The 24480-nt window shown below is 65.5% G+C and carries 21 protein-coding genes; 12 read left to right on the top strand and 9 right to left on the bottom strand.

Annotation, left to right across the window (positions count from 1 at the left end):
• Positions 1 to 25 precede the first annotated feature (25 nt).
• Complete coding sequence (locus ACX80Z_RS06155; RefSeq protein WP_459315278.1) at positions 26 to 433, top strand: 2-polyprenylphenol hydroxylase; 408 nt, start codon at positions 26 to 28, stop codon at positions 431 to 433.
• Here the strand turns inward: ACX80Z_RS06155 and ACX80Z_RS06150 are convergent.
• The 3 genes from ACX80Z_RS06150 to ACX80Z_RS06140 are packed head-to-tail and all read right to left on the bottom strand — an operon-like array spanning position 430 to position 5056.
• On the bottom strand, positions 430 to 1071 hold the full coding sequence (locus ACX80Z_RS06150; RefSeq protein ID WP_459315277.1) for an MBL fold metallo-hydrolase: 642 nt from the start codon (positions 1069 to 1071) through the stop codon (positions 430 to 432). The genes ACX80Z_RS06155 and ACX80Z_RS06150 overlap by 4 nt on opposite strands.
• Positions 1062 to 3884, bottom strand: coding sequence for an FAD-binding and (Fe-S)-binding domain-containing protein (locus tag ACX80Z_RS06145; protein ID WP_459315276.1), 2823 nt, complete (start codon positions 3882 to 3884; stop codon positions 1062 to 1064). The genes ACX80Z_RS06150 and ACX80Z_RS06145 overlap by 10 nt, the downstream gene beginning before the upstream one ends.
• Before the next feature lie 20 nt (positions 3885 to 3904).
• Complete coding sequence (locus ACX80Z_RS06140) at positions 3905 to 5056, bottom strand: glycerol dehydrogenase (RefSeq protein WP_026041211.1); 1152 nt, start codon at positions 5054 to 5056, stop codon at positions 3905 to 3907.
• Between the two features lie 167 nt (positions 5057 to 5223).
• On the opposite strand from ACX80Z_RS06140, the gene ACX80Z_RS06135 reads away from it, so the two are divergent.
• The 3 genes from ACX80Z_RS06135 to ACX80Z_RS06125 are packed head-to-tail and all read left to right on the top strand — an operon-like array spanning position 5224 to position 6795.
• Entirely contained in the window at positions 5224 to 5544 is a 321-nt protein-coding gene (locus ACX80Z_RS06135; RefSeq protein ID WP_019483893.1) for a putative quinol monooxygenase, read from the top strand.
• A gap of 37 nt (positions 5545 to 5581) precedes the next feature.
• On the top strand, positions 5582 to 6376 hold the full coding sequence (locus ACX80Z_RS06130; RefSeq protein WP_019483894.1) for an IclR family transcriptional regulator: 795 nt from the start codon (positions 5582 to 5584) through the stop codon (positions 6374 to 6376).
• Between the two features lie 20 nt (positions 6377 to 6396).
• Entirely contained in the window at positions 6397 to 6795 is a 399-nt protein-coding gene (locus ACX80Z_RS06125) for a hypothetical protein (RefSeq protein WP_459304646.1), read from the top strand.
• Between the two features lie 68 nt (positions 6796 to 6863).
• Here ACX80Z_RS06125 and ACX80Z_RS06120 read toward each other — a convergent pair whose 3' ends face one another.
• Genes ACX80Z_RS06120 through ACX80Z_RS06110 form a run of 3 tightly spaced genes read right to left on the bottom strand, consistent with a single transcriptional unit; the run spans position 6864 to position 10104 of the window.
• Positions 6864 to 8462 (bottom strand): GMC family oxidoreductase, encoded by a 1599-nt coding sequence (locus ACX80Z_RS06120; RefSeq protein WP_459315275.1) that lies wholly within the window; start codon positions 8460 to 8462, stop codon positions 6864 to 6866.
• Positions 8459 to 9061: a gluconate 2-dehydrogenase subunit 3 family protein gene (locus ACX80Z_RS06115; protein WP_459315274.1), complete on the bottom strand. Its 603-nt coding sequence runs from the start codon at positions 9059 to 9061 to the stop codon at positions 8459 to 8461. The genes ACX80Z_RS06120 and ACX80Z_RS06115 overlap by 4 nt, the downstream gene beginning before the upstream one ends.
• A gap of 2 nt (positions 9062 to 9063) precedes the next feature.
• Positions 9064 to 10104: an NAD(P)-dependent alcohol dehydrogenase gene (locus ACX80Z_RS06110; RefSeq protein WP_459315273.1), complete on the bottom strand. Its 1041-nt coding sequence runs from the start codon at positions 10102 to 10104 to the stop codon at positions 9064 to 9066.
• Positions 10105 to 10448: 344 nt separating this feature from the next.
• Between ACX80Z_RS06110 and ACX80Z_RS06105 the strand changes: the two genes are divergently transcribed.
• Both ACX80Z_RS06105 and ACX80Z_RS06100 read left to right on the top strand, forming a co-directional pair.
• Entirely contained in the window at positions 10449 to 13280 is a 2832-nt protein-coding gene (locus ACX80Z_RS06105) for an aconitate hydratase (protein WP_459315272.1), read from the top strand.
• A 135-nt stretch (positions 13281 to 13415) separates the two neighbouring features.
• Positions 13416 to 14084 (top strand): GntR family transcriptional regulator, encoded by a 669-nt coding sequence (locus ACX80Z_RS06100; protein WP_019482010.1) that lies wholly within the window; start codon positions 13416 to 13418, stop codon positions 14082 to 14084.
• Between the two features lie 141 nt (positions 14085 to 14225).
• Here ACX80Z_RS06100 and ACX80Z_RS06095 read toward each other — a convergent pair whose 3' ends face one another.
• On the bottom strand, positions 14226 to 15731 hold the full coding sequence (locus ACX80Z_RS06095) for a flavin-containing monooxygenase (protein WP_459315271.1): 1506 nt from the start codon (positions 15729 to 15731) through the stop codon (positions 14226 to 14228).
• A gap of 107 nt (positions 15732 to 15838) precedes the next feature.
• Between ACX80Z_RS06095 and ACX80Z_RS06090 the strand changes: the two genes are divergently transcribed.
• Positions 15839 to 16153, top strand: coding sequence for a DUF6457 domain-containing protein (locus tag ACX80Z_RS06090; RefSeq protein WP_024476788.1), 315 nt, complete (start codon positions 15839 to 15841; stop codon positions 16151 to 16153).
• Between the two features lie 189 nt (positions 16154 to 16342).
• On the opposite strand, the gene ACX80Z_RS06085 is transcribed toward ACX80Z_RS06090, so the two are convergent.
• On the bottom strand, positions 16343 to 18682 hold the full coding sequence (locus ACX80Z_RS06085) for an FdhF/YdeP family oxidoreductase (RefSeq protein WP_459315270.1): 2340 nt from the start codon (positions 18680 to 18682) through the stop codon (positions 16343 to 16345).
• Positions 18683 to 18809: 127 nt separating this feature from the next.
• Between ACX80Z_RS06085 and ACX80Z_RS06080 the strand changes: the two genes are divergently transcribed.
• The 5 genes from ACX80Z_RS06080 to ACX80Z_RS06060 all read left to right on the top strand — a co-directional run bounded on the left by ACX80Z_RS06080 (position 18810) and on the right by ACX80Z_RS06060 (position 23896).
• Entirely contained in the window at positions 18810 to 19544 is a 735-nt protein-coding gene (locus ACX80Z_RS06080; protein WP_459315269.1) for a glutamine amidotransferase, read from the top strand.
• Between the two features lie 754 nt (positions 19545 to 20298).
• Positions 20299 to 21369: an asparaginase gene (locus tag ACX80Z_RS06075; protein ID WP_459315268.1), complete on the top strand. Its 1071-nt coding sequence runs from the start codon at positions 20299 to 20301 to the stop codon at positions 21367 to 21369.
• A 121-nt stretch (positions 21370 to 21490) separates the two neighbouring features.
• The gene (locus tag ACX80Z_RS06070) at positions 21491 to 22486 is read left to right on the top strand and encodes an acetamidase/formamidase family protein (RefSeq protein ID WP_459315267.1); all 996 of its coding nucleotides are present in this window, start codon (positions 21491 to 21493) and stop codon (positions 22484 to 22486) included.
• 91 nt (positions 22487 to 22577) lie between these two features.
• Positions 22578 to 23621: an iron-containing redox enzyme family protein gene (locus tag ACX80Z_RS06065; protein WP_459315266.1), complete on the top strand. Its 1044-nt coding sequence runs from the start codon at positions 22578 to 22580 to the stop codon at positions 23619 to 23621.
• Positions 23570 to 23896, top strand: a complete 327-nt coding sequence (locus ACX80Z_RS06060; RefSeq protein WP_459315265.1) for a CDGSH iron-sulfur domain-containing protein — start codon at positions 23570 to 23572, stop codon at positions 23894 to 23896. Before ACX80Z_RS06065 ends, ACX80Z_RS06060 begins: the two co-directional genes overlap by 52 nt.
• On the opposite strand, the gene ACX80Z_RS06055 is transcribed toward ACX80Z_RS06060, so the two are convergent.
• Positions 23893 to 24447, bottom strand: coding sequence for a GNAT family N-acetyltransferase (locus tag ACX80Z_RS06055; protein WP_459315264.1), 555 nt, complete (start codon positions 24445 to 24447; stop codon positions 23893 to 23895). The two genes, ACX80Z_RS06060 and ACX80Z_RS06055, sit on opposite strands and share 4 nt — an antisense overlap.
• Positions 24448 to 24480 lie beyond the last annotated feature (33 nt).

Here is a 24480-nt window from a genome sequence, read left to right as displayed (position 1 = left end):
CACACCACTTCACCGATAGGCGGGCATGACCAGCACACCCCAGACGCCCGACGACGACCGGTTCTTCCTGCATGAAGGCAGGAAATGGCGCCGCGCCGATCCGACGCTGCCCGACGACGTCGAGAAGCAGCTGCTGTCCCAACTGGGCCGAGGCCGCTCGGCAGTCAACAAATACCGCAAGGCCAAACAGGAACCCAAGGTGAAGGACGCGCGACGCCGCGTGCAGCTCGCCAAGGAGGGCCTCGGTGAGCGCGGCACCCCCTGGTGGGAGCAGTCACCCGCCGAACGGCAGAAACGCTGGGAAAAAGCCCTGAAGGCCCTCGACGACCTGAGGACTCCCGACGAACCCGCAGCGGACGCCGCACCAGCCAAGGCCTCACCCAAGGCCTCTCCCAAGGCCTCACCCCAGGATGGGCCGGCCAAGGACAGCTAGCGGGTCCGGGTTTTCGCCGGGGCGTTGTGGCCGGCGCAGACCCACCGCACCGAGCCGCCAGCGATCCTGGCCCTGAGGAGTTCCTCGGTCTGCCGGGCCTGTGCCGCGTCGCTGATCGTGAGCCGGTAGAACTGCCTGAGCTCACCGTGTGTGGAGACGGACACCGCGTCGCCCGAGAAGAGCACCTCACCGAACTGGAACGCCATGTGCCCGGGGGTGTGGCCCGGCGTCGGGAAGGCCACGAGGCCGTCGAAGATGCTCTGCTCGCCGGTCAGTTCGGTCACCCGCGCCGGATAGTCGGTGGGGAACACCCTGGCCAGGAAGCGCCTGAAACGGGTTGGTGGCGGCACGTCGCCGCGCAGGATCGCCGCGTCCTCGGCGCCGAGCCAGACCGGCACCCCCAGGGTCTGCTGCAGGCGTTTCGCCACCCGGGTGTGATCGGCGTCGTAGTGAGTCAGCAGAATGTCAGTGACCGGGCCAATGACCGGCTCCGCGTCCTGCAGCTCGTCGAGCAACCGGGCATACCCGCCCGGCATGCCCGGGTCGATGATCGCTGTGGACCCGTTGGCGCTGACCAGATACCCGTTTGCACCCTTCGAATTTTCGAGCTGGTAGCAATTCGGGGCGATCAGTCGCATGGGGGGATCCTCGTTCTTTCCTCTAGTAGTTCAAGGATATGGCGATAGTCCTCCCCGGTGGCCCGGGTCATTCCCAGTTCGCAGGTGCGGTTGCACGAGGCGTGGGCCGAGGCGTTGAAGCCGGCAACATCGACGGCTTGCCGGCTCGTGGCGGACGCGGTGAGCTCGGGGTGAAGCATCCCGCGGTCACCGGCGAAGGCGCAGCACCCCCACGTTTCAGGGACCAGCACTTCACTCGCGACGACGCCGGCCACCGCCTCCAGGGCCGGGTTCAGGCCCAGCCGCGTCGAGGAACAGGTGGGATGCAGTGCCAGCGACTCGAGCGGTTCGACGGCACCCAGCAGGGGCAGCACCCGGTCGGCCACAAACTGCACTGCATCCAGCACTACCAGCGGTGGCCTGCCGGACGCCTCCAGTTCACGAGAGGCCTGTCCAAGCGCGCCGTTGAGCCCCTCCGTGCAGGAGGAGGCGTCGCAGACGATCGGGAGCTCGCCGTCGTGCGTGGCCTCCCGCAACGCTGCGACAGTCTTCGCCCGCATCGTCGCCTCACCCGCGGCCATGCCCTTCGACGACCACGGCGTCCCGCAGCACAGCCCGTCAATCCCAGCCGGTACCAGCAGTGAAAGCCCCGCGCGCTCGCAGAGCAACGCGAAACTCGTCTGTACTCCCGAACCGGTCCCGGCCGGCCCGAACATCGTCCCGACGCAAGCCGGAAAGTACACGGCGTCGGGTGCTGTGGTGGGGGCGGGCGGCGCCCGCCGGGCCCCGCCCGACGGCAACTCGGCGGAATACAGGGGCACCGTGTCGTGCCCCAGCACCGCCCGGGCCAGCCGGTTCGCCGGGACGACGACGGCGTCGGGAACCTTCGCTGCGGCGTCGAGCACCAGCCCGCCGCCGCGCGTGACCAGGTTCCACCGGTGCGCCGCCCCGTCCCACGCCAGGTTCGCGGCTCGTCCGGCACCGTCGCGGCGCAGCCGTTTGACCAGCGACCCCGTGTTGATTTCCACCGGGCACGCGGTCTGGCACATGCCGTCGACGGCGCAGGTCTGGACCGACTCGTAGTCGTAATCGTCCTCGAGCCGCGCCGCCAAGCCGGGGTCGCCGTCGAGCCGTGCCTGCTCGATGGCGCGCAGGGTCACGATGCGCTGGCGTGGGGTGAGGGTGATGTCCTTGCTGGGGCAGACTGGTTCGCAGAAGCCGCAGGAGACGCAGCGGTCCACCTCGGGGGCCACCGGTGGCGCGGTCTTGATGTGGCGGAGGTGGGCCTCCGGGTCGTCGTCGAGGATGATTCCCGGGTTGAGCATGCCGGCCGGGTCGAACAACTGCTTGAGTTCACGCATGATCGAGTACAGCTCAGCGCCGTACTGCCGGCGGACGTACGGCGACATCATGCGGCCGGTGCCATGCTCGGCCTTCAGCGACCCGTTCTCGCCCAGCACCAGATCCACCATGTCCTCGGTAAATGCCCGGTACCGCTCCAGCTCGTCGGGGGCAGCGAACCGGTCGGTAAGCATGAAATGGATGTTGCCGTCCTTGGCATGCCCGAAAATCACGCTGTCGCTGTAACGGTGCTCGCCGAACAGCCTGGTCAGTTCGGTGCAGGTGCGCGCCAGCGCAGGGACGGGGACCACCACATCCTCCAGCAGGGCAGTGGTGCCCGGCGGTCTGGCCCCCGACACCGACGCATAGAGGCCCTTGCGGAGTTGCCACAGGCTCGCCCGGGCCGCCGGGTCGGAGCTGAAACGGGCAGGTTCGCTCAGCCCGAGACCTGCGAGCAGCCGCGACTGGTCGCCCTGCAGATCGTCGAGTTCAGCCGCCGACGACGCCGAATACTCCACCAGCAGCGCGCAGTGCTGCAGAATGTTGAGGCCGCGGACGACGTCGGGAGCCCCCGTCAGGGTCTGACCCACCTTCAGGGAGACGGCGTCCATCAGCTCAGCGGTCGCCGCTCCCGAATCGACCAGGGCGGGCAGGGCTGCAGTCGCGGTTTCCAGGTCCGGGAACACCAGCAGGCCCGTCGCCGCGAACGCCGGGCGGGGAATGGTGCGGAACACCGCCTCGGCGATGAAGCCCAGGGTGCCCTCGCTGCCCACAATCAGGTGGGCCAGCATGTCGGCGGGGGTGTTGAAGTCGAGCAGGGAGTTCAGCCCGTACCCCATGGTGTTCTTCATGGAGAACTGGTGGCGCACCGTCCGCACGGACGCGGGGTTGTCCCGCAGCCGTGCGGATAAGCGCAGCAACCCGTCAAAAAGGTCAGGTTCCTGGGCCCGTAACCTGGGGTTCGCGTCGGCGGCCGCGGTGTCGACGACGGTGCCGCTGGGCAACACCACCGTCACCGACTCGAGGGTCCGATAGGCGTTGTCAGTGGTGCCGCAGTTCATTCCCGACGAGTTGTTAGCCACCACCCCGCCGATGGTGCACGCCGCTTCGCTGGCGGGGTCCGGGCCGAACTTCCGCCCATACTGGGCCAGCCGGGCGTTGAGTGCCCTCACAGTGACGCCCGGCTGGACCCGCACCCGGGCGCCGTCGTCGAGCACCTCGATCTCCCGGAAGTTCCTGCGCACGTCGACCAACACGCTGTCGGTGACAGCCTGCCCGCTGAGGCTGGTGCCTCCCGAGCGGAGGGTCAACGGAAGGCCCTGCGCGGCGCTGGCCCGCAGCAAGGCCCCCACCTCGGCAGCGTCGGAGGGCACCACCACCGCCTGGGGGATGAGCAGGAAGTGCGAGGCGTCGTGGGCGTTGGCGTGCAGGTCGATGGCACGGGTCTTGACCTGCCCCGGGTCGGCGACTGCCGCGCGCAGGGCGTCGAGCATCCGCGGCGCCGGCCGGGTGCTCAGTGTTTCGCCTTGTACTGCACCGGTTCGGGCAGTCCCGCCTGGCGACGGATGCCAGCCGACAGCCGTTCAATCGATTTCAGGGCGCTGGTGAGGTCGTCGACCCCCACGGGGAAGGGCATGTTGTGGATGGTCTCACCGGGCACGGTTGCCGCTTCGGCTACCCGCCGCAGGTCCTCGTCATCGTCGGTGGACAGGCCTATCTCGGTCAGCGTGTTCGGCAACCCCACCCGGGTGGTGAATTCGACGAAGTCCCGGATGTCGGCGCTGGGAGCACCCTCGAGGACCAACTGGGTGAGGGACCCGATGTTGACTTTCTGCCCGTGCGCCAGGCCGTGGGTCTGGTTGGCGGCGGTCAGCCCGTTGTGGATGGCGTGGGCGGCGGCCAACCCGCCGGACTCGAATCCGAGCCCGGACAGCAGCGTGTTGGCCTCCACCACCTTTTCCAGGGCGGGGGTGACCACGTTGTCGCGGACGGCGTCGAGCGCCGGGAGCGCGTTTTCCCACAGCACGTCCCAGGACAGCCGGGCCAGGGCGGTGCCGGTCACGGTGGGCAGGCCACCGGCCATGGTGTTGGCGAAGGACTGGCTGGTGGCCCGGGCCTCCAACCAGGTGGCGAGGGCGTCGCCCACCCCTGCGGCGAGGAACGACGCCGGCGCGTTGGCGACTAGCTGCGTGTCCACCAGCACCAGGTCCGGGTTGCGGGGGAAGAAACGGTACTCCTCGAAGACGCCGTCGTCCGTGTAGATCACCGACAGGGCAGAGGTGGGTGCGTCGGTGGAGGCGACGGTGGGGACGGTGACCCAGCGGATCCCCGCCGCGAAGCCCGACGCTTTGACCGCGTCGATGGTGCTGCCGCCGCCCACTGCCACGATCACGTCGGCCTGGTGCTCGGAGATCAGGGCGGTCAGCCGGTTGACCTCGTTGGCGCTGGGGACCCCGCCGAACCCCACCCGGGTGGTCGGTAGGTTGGCGGCAGTCATGGAGGCTTCGACGTCGTGCGCTACGAAACCCCAGACCAGATCGTCCGCTACGATCAACGGCTTGCTGCCCAGCGGCGTGAGGAATTCGCCCACCCGGTGGATGGCGCCTTTGCCCTGGACGTACCGGGCCGGGCTGATCATGGTGCGGACCTGCATCGGACTACTCATCTCAATCTCCTTCGATAGAGGGTTGTTCCACTGCCAGCGTAGGCGTGCAACGCCTGACGGGCACCACGCATTCTCACAAGGCGAGAACCGAAGTTGGAGGCTGCGGTGATTAACGGCAGACTGCTGGAAACACGAGCCCCATCCCACGACCCAAAGGCAGGCCCGCAATGATCTTCATCGTCGTCAAATTCAACGTCAAACCGGACTGGACCGACCGGTGGCTCGACCTCACCCGCCAGTTCACCGAATCCACCCGCAACGAGCCGGGGAACCTGTGGTTCGACTGGTCGCGCAGCGTCGAGAACCCCAACGAGTTCGTCCTGGTCGAAGCGTTCCAGGACGACGCCGCCGGGGACCACGTCAACAGCGCCCACTTCCAGCAGGCGATGAAGGACATGCCGCAGGCACTCGTGGAGACGCCGCAGATCATCAGCGAGAAGATCGCCGCCGACGGTTGGGGTCGCATGGGTGAGCTGACCGTCGAGTAGGTTGCCCCTGGCTTGACGGACCGGCGAAGATGGGGGCATGGGACGCAACGATGCTCTTACCGGTATGGCTTCGGTGCAGAAGGCCTTTGCGCTGCTCGACGTCGTTGCCGCCGACGAGCGTGGACTGTCCGCCAAGGAAATTGCGGCAGCTTTGGACATGCCGCTCCCCAGTGTGTACCGGCTCCTGAAAACCCTGGTGGAATCACGGCATCTGGTCCATTTGAAGGATGAGAGCCGCTACGCCCTCGGCTATAAACTGCATGCCCTGGATGCGTCGCTGCACCGCCAGATCGGAACGCCGTCGGCCGTTGCCAGGCTGGTACTCGAACTGCATTCGAGGGGCGACGCCGCCGCCTACTATGCGGTGCACCGCGGTGATCACATTGTGGTGGCCCACGTGGTGGATTCCCCGACCCGGCGACGCATCACCCCCATGGGCTTCGGCTTCAACGACGCCGCGCACGCCACCGCCTTCGGAAAGATCCTCCTCGCCGGGATGGACCCCACGCGGCGGCGGGCGTTCCTGACCAGGCAGGGGCTGCCCGCCATGACGTCCAATACCATCAGGACCCGCGACGACCTGGAGCGGGAACTGGAGAAGGTCAGCGCGGGTGGCATCGCCGTCGAGCGCGAAGAGTTCATGATCGGGTCATCCTGCCTGGGTGCGCCGGTGCGGAACGCGGCCGGGCAGATCGTGGGATCCGTTGCGGTTTCCCTCGACGCCGCGGACTTTGATCGGCGGTCCGGGCAGATCGCCGTGCTGCTGCGTGACACGGCTGACAAGGTGGGCCGTGCGCTCCGGGCCACCTCAGTGTTACCGCAGCGTCAATAGATTCTCGATAGCATCAAGCTATGGAGAACCAGTCTCAGTTGTGGGGTGTCATCACTGAGGTGCTGACGTGGGTGGGGCTGGTGCCGGGGATTCTGTTGATCCTGGTCGCCTGGATTATCCGTACCTCCCAGCTCGGCTGGACCGCCACTGACGCAGTGGTTTTCGTCTCCGGGGAGGGCATCGGCTATCGCTGGCATGACCAGGATTACGAGATCCGGGAGACCCTGTTCTCTTTCAGGGAGGGCAAGGAGCTGGTGCCGGGCACCGAATTTATCCTCTACTACAACCGGCGGGACCCTGACGAGTACTCCCTGAGCGAACCGGTCCCGCCGGCGGACTCGCTAAGGATCCTGGGCTGGGTCCTGACCGGGATTGGCGCGGCGGCCGCGGTGGTGGGGTTTGTGCTGATCTTCGTGTGATGTGCCGAGGGTGGGGTCCCGTGCCGGGGTCCGGGACCCCACCCGCCAGCTTTACAGGGCCGGCAGCCTTACAGGGCCGACGTCGCCAACTGCTCCGCGATGTACTCCGCCTGCCGGATCGCCAGCGCCACGATTGTGAGGGTCGGGTTGGCTGCCGCGCCGGTGGTGAACTGCGAACCGTCCGACACGAACAGGTTCTTCACGTCGTGGGTCTGACCCCACTGATTGACGACGCCGTCTTCCGGACGCTCGCTCATCCGTGCGGTCCCCATGTTGTGGGTCGCCGGGTACGGCGGGGTGTGGTGCGAGGACAACGCGCCCACCGCCTCGTAGAGCAGCGACGCCTGCTGGTAGCCGTGATTGCGCATCGCTGTGTCGTTGGGGTGGTCATCGAAATGCACATTCGGCACGGGCAGTCCCAGCCGGTCCGTCACACTGGTGTTCAACGTGACCCGGTTGGTTTCCTGCGGCATGTCCTCGCCGACAATCCACAACCCGGCCGTGTTCTCGTAGTCGTCGAGCAGTGACGCGAAGTTCGGTCCCCAGGCTCCGGGGTCCGCGAAGCTGGCCAGGAACGCCGGGCCCAACGCGATGGTTTCCAGATAGTAACCACCCGAGAACCCGCGGTCCACGTCGTGCCGGGACTCGTCAGCCACGAGACCGGCCATCGTTTCCCCGCGGTACATGTGGACCGGTTTGTCGAACTTGGCGTACACCGAGCCGGTGGTGTGGCGCATGTAGTTGCGGCCCAGCTGGCCGGATGAATTGGCCAGCCCATCAGGGAACAGGGGAGACCCGGAGAGCAGCAGCAGGCGCGGCGTCTCGATCGAGTTTCCAGCCACCGCCACGAGGCGGGCCTGCTGGCGTTGGAGGTTCCCGGCGTCGTCGATGTACATGACGCTGTCCACGGTGCCTTCGGGGGTGTGGGTGATTTGCACGGCGTGGCAGTTGGGGCGGAGGTCCAGTTTCCCGGTGCGCAGCGCCTTCGGGATTTCGGACACCAGAGTGGACCATTTGGACTTGTTCTTGTCGCCCTGGAAGTTGAAGCCGTCCTGGATGGAGGCGGGCCGGCCGTCGTAGGGTTCGGCGTTGGTACCGTACGGGCCGGTGGCGTAATGCCGGTAACCGATCCGCTCGGCGCCGGCCGCGAGCACCTTGTAGTTGTTGTTGGCGGGCAACGCCGGCCGGCCGTGGCGGTGGGTGCTGCCGATCTTCTGCTCGGCCTTGTCGTAATACGGTGCCAGCTCGTCGAGGGTGATGGGCCAGTCCAGCAGGTTGGCGCCGTCGATCCGCCCGTAGGCGCTGCGGGTCTTGAACTCGTGGGCCTTGAACCGCGGGGTGGCGCCGGACCAGTGGGTGGTGGTGCCGCCCACCGCCTTCACCAGCCAGGCGGGCAGGTTGGGGAAGTCGCGCGCAATCCGCCAGGTGCCCGACGTCGTCCGCGGGTCCAGCCAGGCCATCTGGTTGAACGATTCCCACTCGTGGTTAATGTACTCGTCGTGTTTGATGTGGCCGCCCGCTTCGAGGACCACCACCTTGATGCCCTTCGCGGTGAGTTCGTGGGCAAGGGTGCCACCGCCCGCGCCGGATCCGATGATGACGACCACCGAGTCGTCGTCCAGGCCGAAGTGTGCGCTGTCAGAGTGCTCAGCTGTCTCGTTGCTCATATGGTCCGTCCTTCTTCAACTTTGTCCTGGCCCTTGAAGAGGTCCTCGACGGGCTCCTCGCCGGTGCTGTCTGCGGCGTCCCTGACCCGCTGCGGTGCCTGCTGCGCGATGTCGTAGCCGAGCGGCCCGATCTCGGTGAGCGGTTCGTCCGCCTCCTCGACCCGGGGGCTGGGAAGCCAGTCCAGGTCATCGAATCCGCGGTGCAGGTAGCCGCCCTTGGAGAATGACTCGCCCTCGTAGCCGAAGACGTCCCAGACCTCGGGGTCGTCATAGAAGTTCAGGACGGTGGTCCGCCGAATGAAGCCGAAGAAGTCGAGGTCGGCGATGCGCTGCAGCACGGCGAGGGCGCGGTCGTCGGAGAGGTCGAGGAAGTTCTCGCCGCCCTGCTGGTTCAGGGTCAGCAGCCCCTGGGTCAGGGCCACCCTGAACCAGGTGGATTCGTTGGACTCGGTGATGATCTTGTCGGCCATCCGCTCGTACGGCCCGTCCGGGATCTTCGGGTGCGGGAACGCCACCCGGATAATCCGGACCAGGATCCGCCGGGCCTCCTGCGTGAGTTGAAGCTCATTGAGCGTCGAATACTTAGCGGGATACGCCATTGTTATCTCCCTTGGGTGGTGAGGTTGGGGACGAGGATGCCACGGCCGACCAGCTTGCCGCTGTCCAGGTCATGCATCGCCTGGACAGCGTCTTCGAGGTCGTACGTCTGGGTGTGCAGGGTGACCTGGCCCTGTGCGGTGAGGGTCATGAGTTCCACGAGGTCGAGGTAGGTGCCCACGAGGTTTCCCACGATGTTGATCTCCCGGGAAATGATCTCGATGGTGTCGATATTCACTGCCCCGCCGTAGCCGATCGTGTAGTAGCTGCCCCGGTTGCGCAGCACGTTCAGGCCGAGCGCTTCGGTGCCGTGCTCGCCGACGAAGTCGAAAACCACGTGCGCGCCGCCGCCGGTGATCTCGAGGAGCTTCCCGCCGTCGCCCGCCTGGGACAGGGTGTGGTCGGCGCCGAGCGCCGTCGCCAGCTCGAGCGCCTCCTCGGACGTGTCGACGACGGTGATCTGCGCCGAGGTGAGCGCCTTCAGGGACTGGATGCCGATGTGGCCCAGCCCGCCGCTTCCGATCACGACGGCGTGGGTTCCGGGGTGCAGCAGCGGCGCGGCTTTGCGGACCGCGTGATAGGCGGTGAGGCCGGCGTCGGCGAGGGCGGCGATGTCGGCGGGCCTGAGCGACGGGTCGAGTTTCACGACCGAGCGGGCGTTGGTCTTCATCATCTCGGCCATCCCGCCGTCGACGTTCAGGCCGGGGAAGGTGGAGTTTTCGCAGTGGGAGTCCTGGCCCTCGCGGCAGGCAAGGCACAGGCCGCAGGTGACGATGGGGTGCATGATCACGGTGTCGCCGGGCTGGACGTTGGTGACGGCGGAGCCCACCTCGCGGACCCACCCCGCGTTTTCGTGCCCGAGAATGTAGGGGAGCTTGGGGTGCTGGATGGCGTCCCACTGCCCCTCGATGACGTGCAGGTCGGTGCGGCACAGGCCCGCGGCGCCGATCTCGACGACGACGTCCCACGGACCGGTTGCCGTGGGTTCCGGCACGTCGTCGATCAGCGGGTCTTCCTGGTAGCGGTGTACCCGAACGGCTCTCATGGTCCTCCTCGGCGATGACGTCCGCGGGCAGGTTCCGACGGACTTCCGGCGCTCTCCCAGCGGTGAACGAGTGCTCATGCAAGTGTGCCCGGCGTCACATCGATACGGAAGGGGGCTTATCGCGGGGTGAGAATCCCGCTGCCGCGCTGCGAACGTTCCGGTTGGGCGGGCCGACGGCCCAGAAAAGTGGCCGACCCGCAGCGCAGCGGTGGGGCCACCACTAGCCTGCGGGGCCGCCACTTTTCCGGGGCGCCACGCGAGTGTGTACGACTGTATACAGCATTCTTGCGTTTCGGGATATGATGGGTTCAAAGGCGTAACCAATCCTGGAAGGGATACTAGCAATGACTGCTGTCGACACATTCGGTTCCAAAGACGTACTCGAGGTAGCGGGAGCTGAGTATCAGATCTTCCGCCTCGACGCTGTAGAGGGATCAGAGAAGCTTCCCTACAGTCTCAAGGTGCTCCTGGAGAACCTGCTCCGCACCGAGGACGGCGCCAACATCACCGCCGACCACGTGCGTGCCCTGGCCAACTGGGACCCCGAAGCTGAGCCCGACACCGAAATCCAGTTCACCCCGGCCCGCGTGATCATGCAGGACTTCACCGGTGTGCCCTGCGTCGTCGACCTCGCCACCATGCGCGAGGCAGTCGTCGAACTCGGTGGAGACCCCAAGCGCGTCAACCCGCTGGCGCCCGCCGAACTGGTCATTGACCACTCGGTGCAGATCGACTTCGCCGGCAACGCCAACGCACTCGAGCGCAACATCGAGATCGAGTACCAGCGCAATGGCGAGCGGTACCAGTTCCTGCGCTGGGGTCAGACCGCGTTCGATGACTTCCTGGTGGTCCCGCCCGGCATGGGCATCGTCCACCAGGTCAACCTCGAGTACCTGGCCCGCACGGTGATGACCCGTGAGGTCACCACCGACGGCACCACCGCCCTGCAGGCCTACCCCGACACCTGCGTCGGCACCGACTCGCACACCACCATGGTCAACGGGCTCGGCGTCCTCGGCTGGGGCGTCGGCGGCATCGAAGCCGAGGCTGCCATGCTGGGCCAGCCCGTCTCCATGCTGATCCCTCGGGTGGTGGGCTTCAAGCTCACCGGTGAGATCCCCGCCGGCGCCACCGCGACCGACGTCGTGCTCACCATCACCGAGAAGCTGCGCAAGCACGGCGTCGTCGGCAAGTTCGTCGAGTTCTACGGCGAAGGCGTCAGCGCTGTGCCCCTGGCCAACCGCGCCACCATCGGCAACATGAGCCCGGAGTTCGGCTCCACCGCTGCCATGTTCCCGATCGACGAAGTCACCATGGACTACCTGCGGCTGACCGGCCGCTCGGATGAGAACCTGGCACTGGTCGAGGCCTACGCCAAGGCTCAGGGCATGTGGCACGACCCCAGCAAGGAGATTGCCTTCTCCGAGTACCTGGAACTGGACCTTTCGACGGTGGTCTCCTCGATCGCCGGCCCGAAGCGCCCCCAGGACCGGGTCGAGCTGACCAACGCCAAGCCGCAGTTCCGCAGCGACCTGGAAAACTACGTGCACCGCTCGGTCGAGGAAGAGGGCGCGACCGTCGACGAGGCCCTCGAGGAATCCTTCCCCGCCTCCGACCCACCCTCATCCACCGGTGCGGCCACCAAGATCGACGATCACCCGCACGAGACGGTCACCAAGACCGAACCAGACCGCGACTCCAGCCCGATCGACGTCGTTACCGCCGACGGCCGCAGCTTCACCCTGGACCACGGGGCGGTCACCATCGCGTCGATCACCTCGTGCACCAACACGTCCAACCCGTCAGTGATGATGGCAGCAGCAGTGCTGGCCCGCAACGCCGTCGAGAAGGGCCTGACCTCCAAGGCCTGGGTCAAGACCTCGGTCGCCCCCGGCTCGAAGGTGGTCACCGACTACTACGAGAAGTCAGGACTGATCCCGTACCTGGAGAAGCTCGGCTTCTACGTGGTTGGCTACGGTTGCGCCACCTGCATCGGCAACTCGGGTCCCCTCGATGAGGAGATCACCCAGGCCATCCACGACGCCGATCTCGCGGTCACCGCGGTCCTCTCCGGTAACCGCAACTTCGAGGGCCGGATCAACCCGGACGTGAAGATGAACTACCTGGCCTCCCCGCCGCTGGTGGTCGCTTACGCCCTCGCCGGCACCATGGACTTCGATTTCGCTGCCGATCCACTGGGCCAGGACGACGACGGCAACGACGTCTTCCTGAAGGACATCTGGCCCAACCCGATTGAGGTGCAGCAGATCATCGACGAGTCGATCGACAAGGAAATGTTCAAGGCCAGCTACTCAACCATCTTCGATGGCGACGAGCGCTGGCAGTCCCTGCCCACCCCGGCCGGCGACACCTTCGAGTGGGATCCGGAATCCACCTACGTCCGGAAGCCTCCATACTTCGAGGGCATGAAGGCCGAACCGGAACCCGTCACCGACATCGAGGGTGCACGCGTTCTGCTGAAGCTGGGGGATTCGGTCACCACCGACCACATCTCACCGGCCGGTTCCTTCAAGTCCGATACTCCAGCGGGTCGCTACCTGCTCGAGCACGGTGTGGAGCGCAAGGACTTCAACTCCTTCGGCTCACGCCGTGGCAACCACGAAGTGATGATCCGTGGCACGTTCGCGAACATCCGGATCCGCAACCAGCTCCTCGAGGACGTCGAGGGCGGCTTCACCCGCGACTTCAGCCAGGCCGACGCGCCACAGGCTGCCGTCTACGATGCGGCGATGAACTACCAGGCCGCTGGCACGCCGCTCGTGATCCTAGCCGGCAAGGAATATGGTTCGGGTTCATCCCGTGACTGGGCTGCCAAGGGCACCGCGCTCCTGGGCGTCCGTGCGGTCATCACCGAGAGCTACGAGCGGATCCACCGCTCCAACCTCATCGGCATGGGCGTGCTTCCCCTGCAGTTCCCTCAGGGCCAGAACGCCGAGACGCTGGGCCTCACCGGCACCGAGACCTTCGCGGTGGCCGGCGTGACCGAGCTGAACAACGGCACCACCCCGAAGACCGTCACCGTCACGGCGACCCCCGAGGGTGGCGGCGAGCCCATCACCTTCGAGGCTGTCCTGCGGATCGACACTCCGGGTGAAGCCGAGTACTACCGCAACGGTGGCATCCTGCAGTACGTGCTGCGCCAGATCGCCGTCTAGCAGTTCCACCCGAGTCGCTCGTCGACGCGTCCGAATGGCTGTTCCATGAGTAATGTCCTAGCCCACACCCGTGGATAGGGTGCCTAAAATTCAGGTCCTACTTAGAGGAGCACCAAGTGTCTGAACCGGTTGAAAGTGTCTGATCCGGCAGATTCGACGGGACGCGTCGACGGCTCAGTGGTCTTCCGCGTGCTGCGCAGCGAGATTCTGGCAGGTGTCCATCCTCCCGGGACCCCGCTGCGCGAGGTGGGCCTTTCGGAGCGCTTTGGCGTCTCGCGGACTCCCATCCGCGAGGCGCTCAGCCGGCTCCAGCACGAGCGTCTGCTGGAGCGCGCCGCGCGGGGCCTTCAGGTGCCGCAGATTGACCCCCAGGAAGTCATCCAGATTTACGACCTGCGGGTGATGCTCGAACAGGAAGCGGCCGGACAGGCGTCCAGCAGCAGAACGGCCTCGGACATCATGCGCCTTGAGGCACTGGTTGAGCGGGACCGGGAACTCGATTCCCCGGATGACCAGACCCGGATCCGCTGCAACGTCGAATTCCATGCGGCCGTCAGTACGGCCGCGCACAACCGGGTGTTGCAGGACCTGCTGGAACGGCTCTCCACCCACCTCATCAACACGCCTCGGTCGACCCTGTCCGTCGGCAACCGATGGGAAGATGCGCTGGACGAGCATGAGGCGCTGGTGCGGGCCATCATCGATCAGCGCGCCGACGACGCCCGGCAGATCGCCCGGCAGCACATGGAAACCGCCCGCGCACTGCGGCTGGATTTGTTGAAGTCGGCCGCGAAGACCGAATAGCGGCGCCCCACCTCGCCGTCGGCGCCGGTTCCGGAGCCTGCGGGGCGGCCCCTCCCGGCAGAAAAGTGCTCCAGCCCCAGATCAGTGGTGGGGCAACCACTTGCGTGCGGCCAGGCCACTTTTCTGCGGCCAGACGTGCAGTTACGCCACTTTTTTGCGCCGCCGGGCGGAGCCTCGACCGGGAACGACGTCGAACGCCATCTGCTTGCTGACTTTGCCCAGCATCACCAGCGGCAGATCCAGGAGGTAGTTGGCGCCCAGCGTCCAGGGGGTGCCCGAACCCTGTCGCGGAAACACGTTCACGGCCCGCAGCATGAAGTTCGACGACAGGGCCAGTAGTGGCCGCCGCGCCATACCTGAGGCTGGCACCGGGACTGCCACCGTGTGCCCGTTGCGGTCCATATGCTTGAGCAGCCGGCACACGTACCGGGCGCTGAGGTCCGAGCGTAACGTCCAGGACGCATTCGTGTACCCCAGGGAGTAGCCAAAGTTCGGCACCCCGCTGACCAGGACGCCACGGTAGATCAACGACTCACCCAGCTCCACGGGGACGCCGTCAACACTCAGATTCGCGCCGCCGAGGGATTGCAGGGCCAGCCCGGTAGCGGTGACGACGACGTCGGCCGCCAGCTCCCGCCCCGACGCAAGCCGGACCCCGCCGGCAGTGAACCGGTCGATCCGATCCGTCACCACCGACGCCTTCCCCGACGCCAGCGACCGATAGAAGTCACCGTCCGGCGCAGCACACACCCGTTGCTCCCACGGGTTGTAGGTAGGGGTGAAATGGTCACGGATCTGCTGTTCGTCCTTGAGGATGCCGCGCGCCTGGTACCGCAGGTACGCCTTCGCCACCCGCGGCAGCCTCATGCACAGCTGGTAGAACCCCAGCGGGTAGAGAACATTGCGGGCCCGGGCCACCCGGTGGGCCGGACCCGCCGGCAGGATCTTCCGGGCGGCGTCGGAGAACCGGTCCCGGCGCGGCACCGTCACCACGTAGGACGGCGATCGCTGCAGCATGGTGACATGGGCGGCGTCGTCGGCCATTGCCGGGACCAGGGTGATGGTGGTGGCGCCGCTCCCCACCACGACCACCCGCTTGCCCGTGTAATCGAAGCCGGCCGGCCAGAACTGGGGGTGGATCACCTCGCCGGTGAAGTCCTCAAGGCCCGGGAGGTCAGGCTGGTACGGCTGGGTGTAGTTGTAATACCCGGTGCAGGCGTACAGGAACGAGCAGGTGACGGTGCGGCGGTGGGTGGCGCCGTCGTCGTCGTCGGTGTCCAGGTGCAGCGTCCAGCGAGAGGTTTCCGAGGAAAAGTCGGCACTCACCATGCGGGTGGCGAAGCGGATGTGTGGCGTCACGCCCGATTCCTCGGCAGTGTCCTGCAGGTAGTTCAGGATGGCTGGCTGGTCGCCGATGGATTCCGGTACGGTCCAGGGCCGCCAGGGGTAGGACAGGGTGAACATGTCGGAATCGGACCTGGCGCCCGGGTAGCGGAAGAGGTCCCAAGTGCCGCCGACCGCGTCGCGCGCCTCAAAGATGGCGAACGACTTGCCGGGACATTCGGTGCGCAGCCGGTGGGCGGCGCCGATGCCCGAGAGCCCCGCCCCGATGATCGCGACGTCGAGGTGCTCTATGGGGGAGGCCATGAGTCCATTATTGGGTACCGTCCGCTCGACTGGCCAACGTTGTGGAAAGTGCCCGCAGGTGCTAATTCTTGAGGGCACCAAACTTCCCACAATTTACGGAGTCCCATATGACAGGCAACGACGAACTGCGCACTCTCAGCGAATGGAGCCGCCAGCTCACCCAGGCACTGCAGATCCTCGACCTGGAGGTGGACCACGAGCGGATCGTGGAGGTCGCCGCCCAGACGTCCGAGACGGTGTCCCCCAACGCCGGGGCAATCAGCGCCTTCCTGATCGGCTATGCGGCGGGCACAGCTGACACCAGCGGCCGTAAAGGTGCCGACGACGCCGTGCAGTCAGCGGCCGACGTCGTCATGCAGGTCCGTGCGAAAGGCCTCGAAGACGGCCCGGACGCCAACGGCTGGACGAAGACCGCCCAGTAGCAGGGATCTTTGCCCGGCCAGTCACGGTAGCTGCCCGGTCAGTCACGGTAGCTGCCCGGTCGGTCACGGTAGCTGCCCGGTTAGTCACCAAAAAAGTGGCTCACCCGCAGGAAAGTGGTTGCTAGACCACGATCCTGCGGGGGAGCCACTTTTTTGCGCCCTGTGGTGGACGCTGGGCTACGAGAGGGGCTACGAGATGGAAGCCTTCGCGGCTGCGGCGGATGACGTCGCGTCGCCCTTGGTCGGCTCCAGTCGCACGATCACTGCCTTCGACATGGGCGTGTTGCTGCCCTCGGCCAGCTCCTCCAGGGGCACCAGCACGTTGGCCTCCGGGTAATACGCGGCGGCACAGCCACGGGCGCTCGGGTAGGAGACCACGCGCCAGTTCCGCAGCACGCGTTCCCGGCCGTCCTGGTATTCGCCGCGGATGTCCACGTACTGACCGTCAGAGAAGCCCAGCTCGGCCAGGTCCTCCGGGTTCACGAACACCACGTGGCGGCCCTTCTTGATGCCACGGTAGCGGTCATTGTGACCGTAGATGGTGGTGTTGAACTGGTCGTGAGAGCGGAGGGTCTGCAGGATCAGGGTGCCTGCTGGACGCTCGACCGGCTGCAGATCGTTCACCGTGATGATCGCCTTGCCGGTGGGGGTGCTGAAGGTCCGTGAATCGCGTGGTCCGTTCGGCAGCACAAATCCGCCTTCCCGGCGAACCTTCTGGTTGTAATCCTCACAGCCGTCGACGACGTGCGAAATGTGCTCGCGGATCACGTCGTAGTTGGCTTCGAACCCATCCCAGTCCACGTTCACCTTGTCGCCGAGGACGGCGCGCGCGAGGCGGCTGACAATGGCCACCTCGGAGAGCAGGTTCGGGGCGACGGGATCAACGGTGCCGTGCGATGGGTGCACGGCGCAAACCGTGTCCTCCACCGTGACGAACTGCGGGCCGTTGGCCTGCATGTCGATCTCGGACCGGCCGATGGTCGGGAAGATCAGCGCTTCCTTGCCGATCACCGCGTGCGACCGGTTCAGCTTGGTCGAGATCTGCACCGTCATATCGGTGGCCTGCATGGCCTCCTCGGCGGCGTGGGTGTCAGAGATCGCTGCCACGAAGTTTCCGCCCAGTGCAACGAAAACCTTGACGCCGCCGTCGCGCATCTGGCGGATGGTCTCCACAGCGTCAATGCCGTGGTCACGGGGTGGGTCGAAGCCAAACTCCTCTTCCAGGGCGTCAAGGAACGACGGCGGCATCTGCTCCCAGATGCCCATGGTCCGGTCCCCCTGGACGTTGCTGTGCCCGCGAATCGGGGAGGCACCGGCGCCAGGCTTGCCGATGTTGCCGCGCAGCAGGAGCAGGTTGATGATCTCCTTGATGGTGGCCACGCCCTTTTTCTGCTGCGTGATGCCCATGGCCCAGGTGATGATGACCTTGTCGGCCTTGATGTAGCGGTCCGCCAACTCGTCGATTTCCTCGACGGTCAGTCCTGTTGCCTGAAGTACTGCGCCCTCATCCAGCTGGGTCAGACTGACTTTGAGCTCGTCAAGACCCTGGGTGTGCTTTTCCAGGAAGTCGTGGTCCAGGACCGTTCCCGGGTTCGCCGCTTCGGCGTCGAGGACCCGCCGGCAGATCGCCTGCATGAGGGCCATGTCGCCGCCGATGCGGATCTGCATGAACTGGTCGGCGATCTCGGTGCCGCGGCCCAGGACTCCCTTGACCTCCTGCGGGTTCTTGTACCGTTTCAGGCCAGCTTCGGGCAGGGGATTGATGGCGACGATTTCGGCGCCGTTCTCCTTGGCGTGCTCCAGCGCTGTGAGCATCCGGGGGTGGTTGGTGCCCGGGTTCTGTCCCATGATGATGATCAGGTCGGCTTTGGCGAAGTCATCGTAGGCGACTGTGGCTTTGCCGATTCCGATGGTCTGGCCCATGGCCCAGCCCGAGGACTCGTGGCACATGTTGGAGCAGTCGGGAAGGTTGTTGGTGCCGAAGGCCCTGACGAACAGCTGGTACGCGAACGCAGCCTCGTTCGAGGCGCGGCCACTGGTGTAGAACGCCGACTGATGCGGGCTCTCCAGACCGTTGAGCTTGTCAGCGACCAGCGAGAACGCCTTGTCCCAGCTGACCGGCTGGTAGTGATCGCTGTCGGCAGGCTTGTAGACGGGCTCCGTGAGACGCCCCTGCATGCCCAGCCAGTATTCGCTTCTGCTGAGCAGGTCAGTGATCGAATGCTCAGCCCAGAACTCGGAGGCCACCAGCACTGGAGTTGCTTCCCAGGTGACAGCTTTGGCACCGTTCTCGCAAAACTCGAAGTTGCTACGCTTCCCCGGATCGGGCCAGGCGCAACTCATACAGTCGAAGCCATCTTTCTGGTTCAGTGCGAGCAGGGTCTTCCGTGTCCGGTTAGGGCCCATATGCTTGATCGCCGGCTGCATCGAGTGAATGACACCCGGGACACCAGCGGCCCATTCCTTGGGTTTGCCAACCTCGATGTCACTCTCGTCGGCTTCTTCTACGTGCGGATTTGTGCGGACCATTTTCCACTTCTCTTTCTTACTTCGATACCCCAGACTTAGCAGGCAGCGCCGCGTACCGCAAGGCCCGGTCGATGTCGCGGGCCGAGTCTCGTGCATATCTGACCCATCAGGGCAGTAGTCTCGACAGGTGAAACCGTTTCTGCTGATTGCCACCCGTGCCGAGGACGCCGCCGCCGACGGCGAGTACCAGGCGTTCCAGCGTTTCGGCGGGCTTGAGCCGCACCAGCTACACCGTGTGCGTGCCGAATCCGGCCCTCTGCCGCATGTCGACCTGGAGCACTACTCGGGCATCATGGTGGGTGGCAGCCCGTTCAACTCATCCGACCCGGAACACCAGAAGTCCGAGGTCCAGCGGCGGGTGGAACGCGATATCGGCGGGTTGCTGGATCGGGTTGTCGCCGCCGACTTCCCCTTCCTCGGCGCCTGCTACGGGGTGGGCACCCTGGGGCGTCATCAGGGTGCGGTGATTGACCGCACCTTTTCCGAACCAATCGGGGCGGTGCCCATCACGCTGGCCGCAGAGGGCGCTGCGGATCCGCTGCTGGCCGGGCTGCCGTCGTCGTTCGACGCCTTTGTGGGGCACAAAGAAGCCTGCACCACCCTGCCCGACGGCGCGGTGCTGCTTGCGTCGTCGGCAACCTGCCCGGTCCAGATGTTCCGGATCCGTACCAACCTTTATGCCACCCAGTTCCATCCAGAGCTCGACGTCGACGGGCTGATCCAGCGCATCGACATCTACCGCGACGCCGGGTACTTCCCTCCGGCTGAAGCTGAAGACTATATGGGTCGCGCCCGCTCGGCGCGGGTCGACTGGCCGGCGACGATCCTGCGGAACTTTGTCAGCCGGTACGCGACCGCGTAGCTAAGCGCGAGCACTCACGCTCCGCGCCTTCGGTTCGTTGGTGAACAATCGCGGCGAATCGTTGGGCCTTCGGACCCCGCGACCCTGCGAACAAGGAGCTAAGGCGTTTCGCCTCCTGTTTCGCTACTTATCGCGCCAGTTGGAAGGCCTTGACCGGGGTGTCGTCCAGAAACGTGCATGCAATGCATGCGTTGCCTGCAATCACCGAAACCGGAAGTGCATGCAGTGCATGCGTTGCCTGCACCATTTAAATCGGATATCTGTCCCCTCCGTTCAAAACGGATACCTGTCCCCACGGTCGAAAACTGATATCGCCCCTTCCGGACGAACTTCGGTTCCCTCAGCCCAAGGTGCCCCGCTTGTAGATGCATTATTCGGCCTGCCCGGTCGCTTAACCCTGCTGAAACAGCTCCAGCCCAAACGCGAAACAAACGCAGAATACATTCGATCTCACGCGGGCTCACGACCGAGTTCCGCCGGCCCGCTACTTCCAGCGGGCCTTGACTGTTGCCCCAACGCAATCCTCGAGAAAGATTTTGCCTGGATGAAGAACTTCAAGGTGTCAGCACCTTTTACCAAGAGCCTCCTGATCGGGTCAATCGGCGCAGTCCTGATGCTGACCGGATGCGGGTCACAATCACCGCAGGCTGATCAAACAGGCCCAGCCTCGGAAACGTCGCCGGCAACTGCCACTGCTACGCCTTCAACTGGACCCGGGACCGGCGCACCCCCCGCTAATGCGACACCGGACCTTATGTACGACACCATCGACAGGACCGATCAAAATCCGGACCTGCCCAACGTAGTTCTGCTTGATGCCGGAGGCACCATCACCTCCGAGGCTGAAGGCCGGGCCCAGTGGCAGTCATACGCAGCCCAGGACGACGTGGACATCCGCAACATCTATGATCGGCTCGAGCCGGAGATTTCACAGGAAGTCAACGTCTCCATCCAGGCCACCGGCATCGCGGGTTCATCAGCCAGGACCACCCACACCGACCTGGTGGGCCTGACCAAACTAACGGATGAAGTCCTTGCCCGCGACGACGTTGATGCAGTTGTAATCAACACCGGCACCAACATTATGGAAGAGATTGCCTACTGGTCGGACCTGACGGTGCAAAGCGATAAACCTGTGGTTTTCACAGGCTCCATGCGCCAATCAAACACCTTGTCGTTCGATGGAGAAGCAAACCTATTTAACGCTCTCCGGCTCGCCGCCAGCCAGGAGACCAGATGTTACGGCACGGTCCTGATGATGAACGATGAATTCTTCGCCGCGCGGGAAGTCACGAAGACTGATGCGGTCCGGGTCGACACCTTCGGTGGAGGCCGCTATGGTGCGCTCGGAACCATCGACGAGGAGCGGGTGAGGTCCGTCTACGCTCCGGCAAGGATCAGTAAATGCGGGACTCCGGAATGGAAAACCCCCTTTGACCTCACGACCATCGATCCGGAGCAGCTCGCCGACGCCGAGATTGCCTACAGCTACATCGAGGCCGACCGCACGCCCATCGATGCTCTTGTGGCTGCAGGTGTCAAAGGAATCGTCACTGCAGGCCATGGGGCAGGTGGAATCTCCGTACAACAGATCGAAGCACGCGCTGAGGCTATTGAAAAGGGAGTTCTCTTCGTCAGCACGACCAGGACAGGCTCGGGCAGCGTTTACGACAGCGGCGCTGAAGGCGTTATCGGCGGGGCGGACCTGCTCCCGCAAAAGGCACGTACCCTTCTTCAGCTGGCGCTGACTTTCAGCGAAGACTCCGAGCAGATTCGCGAATGGTTCCTCACATTGGGGACGCCTGAATTTGGCGTTGCTCCCTAGCGACAACGCAGTTCTCGTTGACGGGCCGCAGCCTGAGATCTCGCCCGATCTCTGGCTGCGGCCGAATGATGGGCTTGATCGGAGTGCCGGTCACGGGGAGGGTGCATCGTAGGCTGAACCCATGACTGACCCGATGACTGATCCCAGGACTGCCACCGAGACTGACCCGACGACTGCCACCGAGACCCACCTGCTTGAGCCGACGCTGACCACCGCCACGCAGATTTTCTCCCGCGATACCCCACCGGTGCTCACGGTGCGCCCGGGCGACTCGGTGCGGGTCAGGTCCCTTGACGCCTGGGGGCATCTGGAGCGGCAGACCGTTCCCGGGGAGGATAAACCGCAGCTCTTCGCCGAGCGGAAGGGTCACTGCCTCACCGGGCCCATCGCCGTCGCAGGCGCCAAGCCCGGCGATATGCTGGCCGTCACCTTCGTCTCGCTCACGCCCGACCCATGGGGCTTCACGAACGCCGGGCGGAAAGACGACAGCTTCACCCGGCTGCTCGACGTCGACGGCGGGGTCCCGCAGTGGCTCCTGTGGGATGTCGATGTGCAGCAGGGGACAGCCTCCAACCAGGTGGGCCAGACGGTGACGCTGAACCCGTTCCTCGGCGTCGTGGGGGTGCCGCCAAACAGCCCCGGCGACTTCACCACTACTCCGCCGCGCGCCGACGGTGGTGGCAACATCGACTGTAAGGAACTGACCGCCGGGTCCACCCTGTTCCTCCCGGTGACCGTGCCAGGTGCGCTGCTCAGTGTCGGCGACGGGCATGCCGCGCAGGGCGACGGCGAGGTCGGTGGCACCGCGATCGAGTGCGGAATGACCACGGATCTGGTGCTCGACGTCGTCGTCGATGCACCCCTGCAGACCATCCATGCGATCACGCCGACGGCGCGGATCACCTTTGGATTCAACGCCGACCTCAATCTCGCGACCGCTGAAGCACTCAAGGCGATGTTGACCTGGATGCAGGACCTTTACGGCATGGAACGCACGTATGCGCTAGCCCTGGCGAGTACGGTCGTGGATCTGCGGATTACGCAGATCGCCAATGAAACCTGGGGCGTGCATGCAGTGCTCGGCCGCGACGCGGTGCGGGAGTCGCCGGCTGCGTGATGGGCCTATCGGCGCCCACCCCACCGGATAGCAAGTATGCTTAGGACTTGGTATACCTAATATTTGACTGCCCAACGATAGGGGTCCCGTCGTGAAACAACCTCAGCCACGCGGTCCGGTGAGCTCCCTGCTCCTGGACATCCTGACCGGTCCGGAGCAGAGCGGCTCCGACGTCCCGGCGCCGGCCGCCGCGCTCGCCGGCGCGGTGCGGGATGCGCTTGCAGCAACCAGCGACTTCGCCTTCGACGAAGACCTCCAGCTCACCCTGTTTTGCCTGTTCGAACTGCACTACAGCGGCATCGACGGTGCCAGCGGCGACTGGGAATGGAATCCTGACCTGATCGCTGCCCGCCGCCTCCTGGAGCACGCCTATGAGGCGCAACTGCACTCCGCAGTGACCTTGCCGGAGTTGCCAGCACCCACCAGTGCCGGTGTCGCTGCTGGCCTCTTTGAGCTGACCGGCGCCGACGGCGGCCCGAGCATGTCGAAGTATGTGGCGAAGCAAGCCACCGATGAGCAAATTCGTGAGTTCCTGATTCAGAAGTCGATTTACACGCTGAAGGAAGCCGACCCGCACACCTGGGCGATTCCCCGCCTCACCGGCCGGGCCAAGGCCGCCATGGTGGAGATCCAGGCGGACGAATACGGTGGCGGAGTCCCCGACCGGATGCACTCGGCCCTTTTCGCCCAGTCAATGCGCGGCGCCGGACTCGACGACGCCTACGGCCACTACGTCGACGACGTCCCCGCCATCACCCTCGCGTCGTCGAACCTGATGTCGATGTTTGGGCTCAACCGGCGGCTGCGCGGCGCAATCGTGGGGCACCTCGCGTCCTACGAGATGACTTCATCGTTGGCGAACCGGATGTATGCGAGGGGTTTCCGGCGCTTGGGGTACAACGACGCGGTTGCCGCCTACTTCGACGAGCATGTGGAGGCCGACGCCGTGCACGAGCAGATCGCCGGTAGGGATCTCGCCGGCGGGCTGGTGGAGGCCGAGCCGGAGCTGCTCGCGGACGTATTCTTCGGTGCTGCGGCGGCTGTCGTCGTCGACACCTGGATGACCGCTCACATCCTCGACGCGTGGAACGCCGACGCGTCGTCGCTGTACTCGGCCGCCGCGGTCTCCGCATGAGTGGGTGTGCGCAGGAGGGGTGCGACGACGACGCTTCGGTTGACGGACCTGCTGGGGGCACCCGCGACTCGACCGGTCCGCGGCAGACGATCGTCGCATTCCCGAACGGCCCGCTGCTGGTTCGCGGGGACTTCGACATCGTCGATCCGGACGGCAATCAGCTGCGTCGCAGCCGCAAGACCGTTGCCCTGTGCCGGTGTGGCGCGTCGACGCTCAAACCGTATTGCGACGGCAGCCACAAGATGATCAACTTCAGGACTGAACCCGAAAGCTAGGCTGGCGGCGTCGGCAGGACCAGTTCGAGGATGAAGTCGTTTTCGACGCCGGCGCCGAGCCGGAACGTCTTCACTCCCACTTTGGTGAAGCCGTGCTTCTCGTAGAACCGCACCGCCCGATGGTTTTCGTCATTGGTGCCCAACCAGACGGCTCGGGCGCCAGCCTGCGCGGCAGTCTCAAGGGTTGCCTGCATCAGGGCGGAGGCTTGTCCGCGGCCGTGGTGATCGGGGTGGACGTAGAACTTGCTCAGCTCAATGGTGGGGAACGTCGACAGGGACGACCGTACGCCGGCATCGGTGGGGTCGCCGGCGATGAGCATGCTGTAGGCGTCGAGGCGGTCCTTTTCGCGCAGGCACAGCAGGGTCTTGCCCGGGTCCGCTAAATGTTCGAGGAACCGGGCCGATGAGAGTTCGGTTGCAATGTGGTGCTGGATGTCTTCGGGTCGCGACGACGCGGGGCACGCCAGTGGGAAGGTGACGGCGGCGAGCTCGGTGAGCCGGTCGGCGTCGTCGGCGGTGGCCCGGTCGATGAGTAGCTTCACGGGATCCATATTCTCATGCGGGGTCGTGGGTTCCGGCTTTCG

The sequence above is a fragment of the Arthrobacter sp. TMT4-20 genome (assembly GCF_054510775.1).
Note: the sequence above shows the minus strand (reverse complement) of the source record. Positions and strands in the feature narration are given on the sequence as shown.

Coding starts and splice junctions, on each gene's coding strand:
- ACX80Z_RS06145 (WP_459315276.1), bottom strand. CDS start 3,884: ATGCTCGACGCCCTGCGCGCGGCAGTCGCCGACCCGGGGCAGGTCAAG.
- ACX80Z_RS06140 (WP_026041211.1), bottom strand. CDS start 5,056: ATGAGTAGTCCGATGCAGGTCCGCACCATGATCAGCCCGGCCCGGTAC.
- ACX80Z_RS06095 (WP_459315271.1), bottom strand. CDS start 15,731: ATGGCCTCCCCCATAGAGCACCTCGACGTCGCGATCATCGGGGCGGGG.
- ACX80Z_RS06115 (WP_459315274.1), bottom strand. CDS start 9,061: ATGGCGTATCCCGCTAAGTATTCGACGCTCAATGAGCTTCAACTCACG.
- ACX80Z_RS06120 (WP_459315275.1), bottom strand. CDS start 8,462: ATGAGCAACGAGACAGCTGAGCACTCTGACAGCGCACACTTCGGCCTG.
- ACX80Z_RS06150 (WP_459315277.1), bottom strand. CDS start 1,071: ATGCGACTGATCGCCCCGAATTGCTACCAGCTCGAAAATTCGAAGGGT.
- ACX80Z_RS06070 (WP_459315267.1), top strand. CDS start 21,491: ATGACTGACCCGATGACTGATCCCAGGACTGCCACCGAGACTGACCCG.
- ACX80Z_RS06130 (WP_019483894.1), top strand. CDS start 5,582: ATGGGACGCAACGATGCTCTTACCGGTATGGCTTCGGTGCAGAAGGCC.
- ACX80Z_RS06075 (WP_459315268.1), top strand. CDS start 20,299: ATGTACGACACCATCGACAGGACCGATCAAAATCCGGACCTGCCCAAC.
- ACX80Z_RS06090 (WP_024476788.1), top strand. CDS start 15,839: ATGACAGGCAACGACGAACTGCGCACTCTCAGCGAATGGAGCCGCCAG.
- ACX80Z_RS06105 (WP_459315272.1), top strand. CDS start 10,449: ATGACTGCTGTCGACACATTCGGTTCCAAAGACGTACTCGAGGTAGCG.
- ACX80Z_RS06135 (WP_019483893.1), top strand. CDS start 5,224: ATGATCTTCATCGTCGTCAAATTCAACGTCAAACCGGACTGGACCGAC.
- ACX80Z_RS06055 (WP_459315264.1), bottom strand. CDS start 24,447: ATGGATCCCGTGAAGCTACTCATCGACCGGGCCACCGCCGACGACGCC.
- ACX80Z_RS06110 (WP_459315273.1), bottom strand. CDS start 10,104: ATGAGAGCCGTTCGGGTACACCGCTACCAGGAAGACCCGCTGATCGAC.
- ACX80Z_RS06085 (WP_459315270.1), bottom strand. CDS start 18,682: ATGGTCCGCACAAATCCGCACGTAGAAGAAGCCGACGAGAGTGACATC.
- ACX80Z_RS06155 (WP_459315278.1), top strand. CDS start 26: ATGACCAGCACACCCCAGACGCCCGACGACGACCGGTTCTTCCTGCAT.
- ACX80Z_RS06125 (WP_459304646.1), top strand. CDS start 6,397: ATGGAGAACCAGTCTCAGTTGTGGGGTGTCATCACTGAGGTGCTGACG.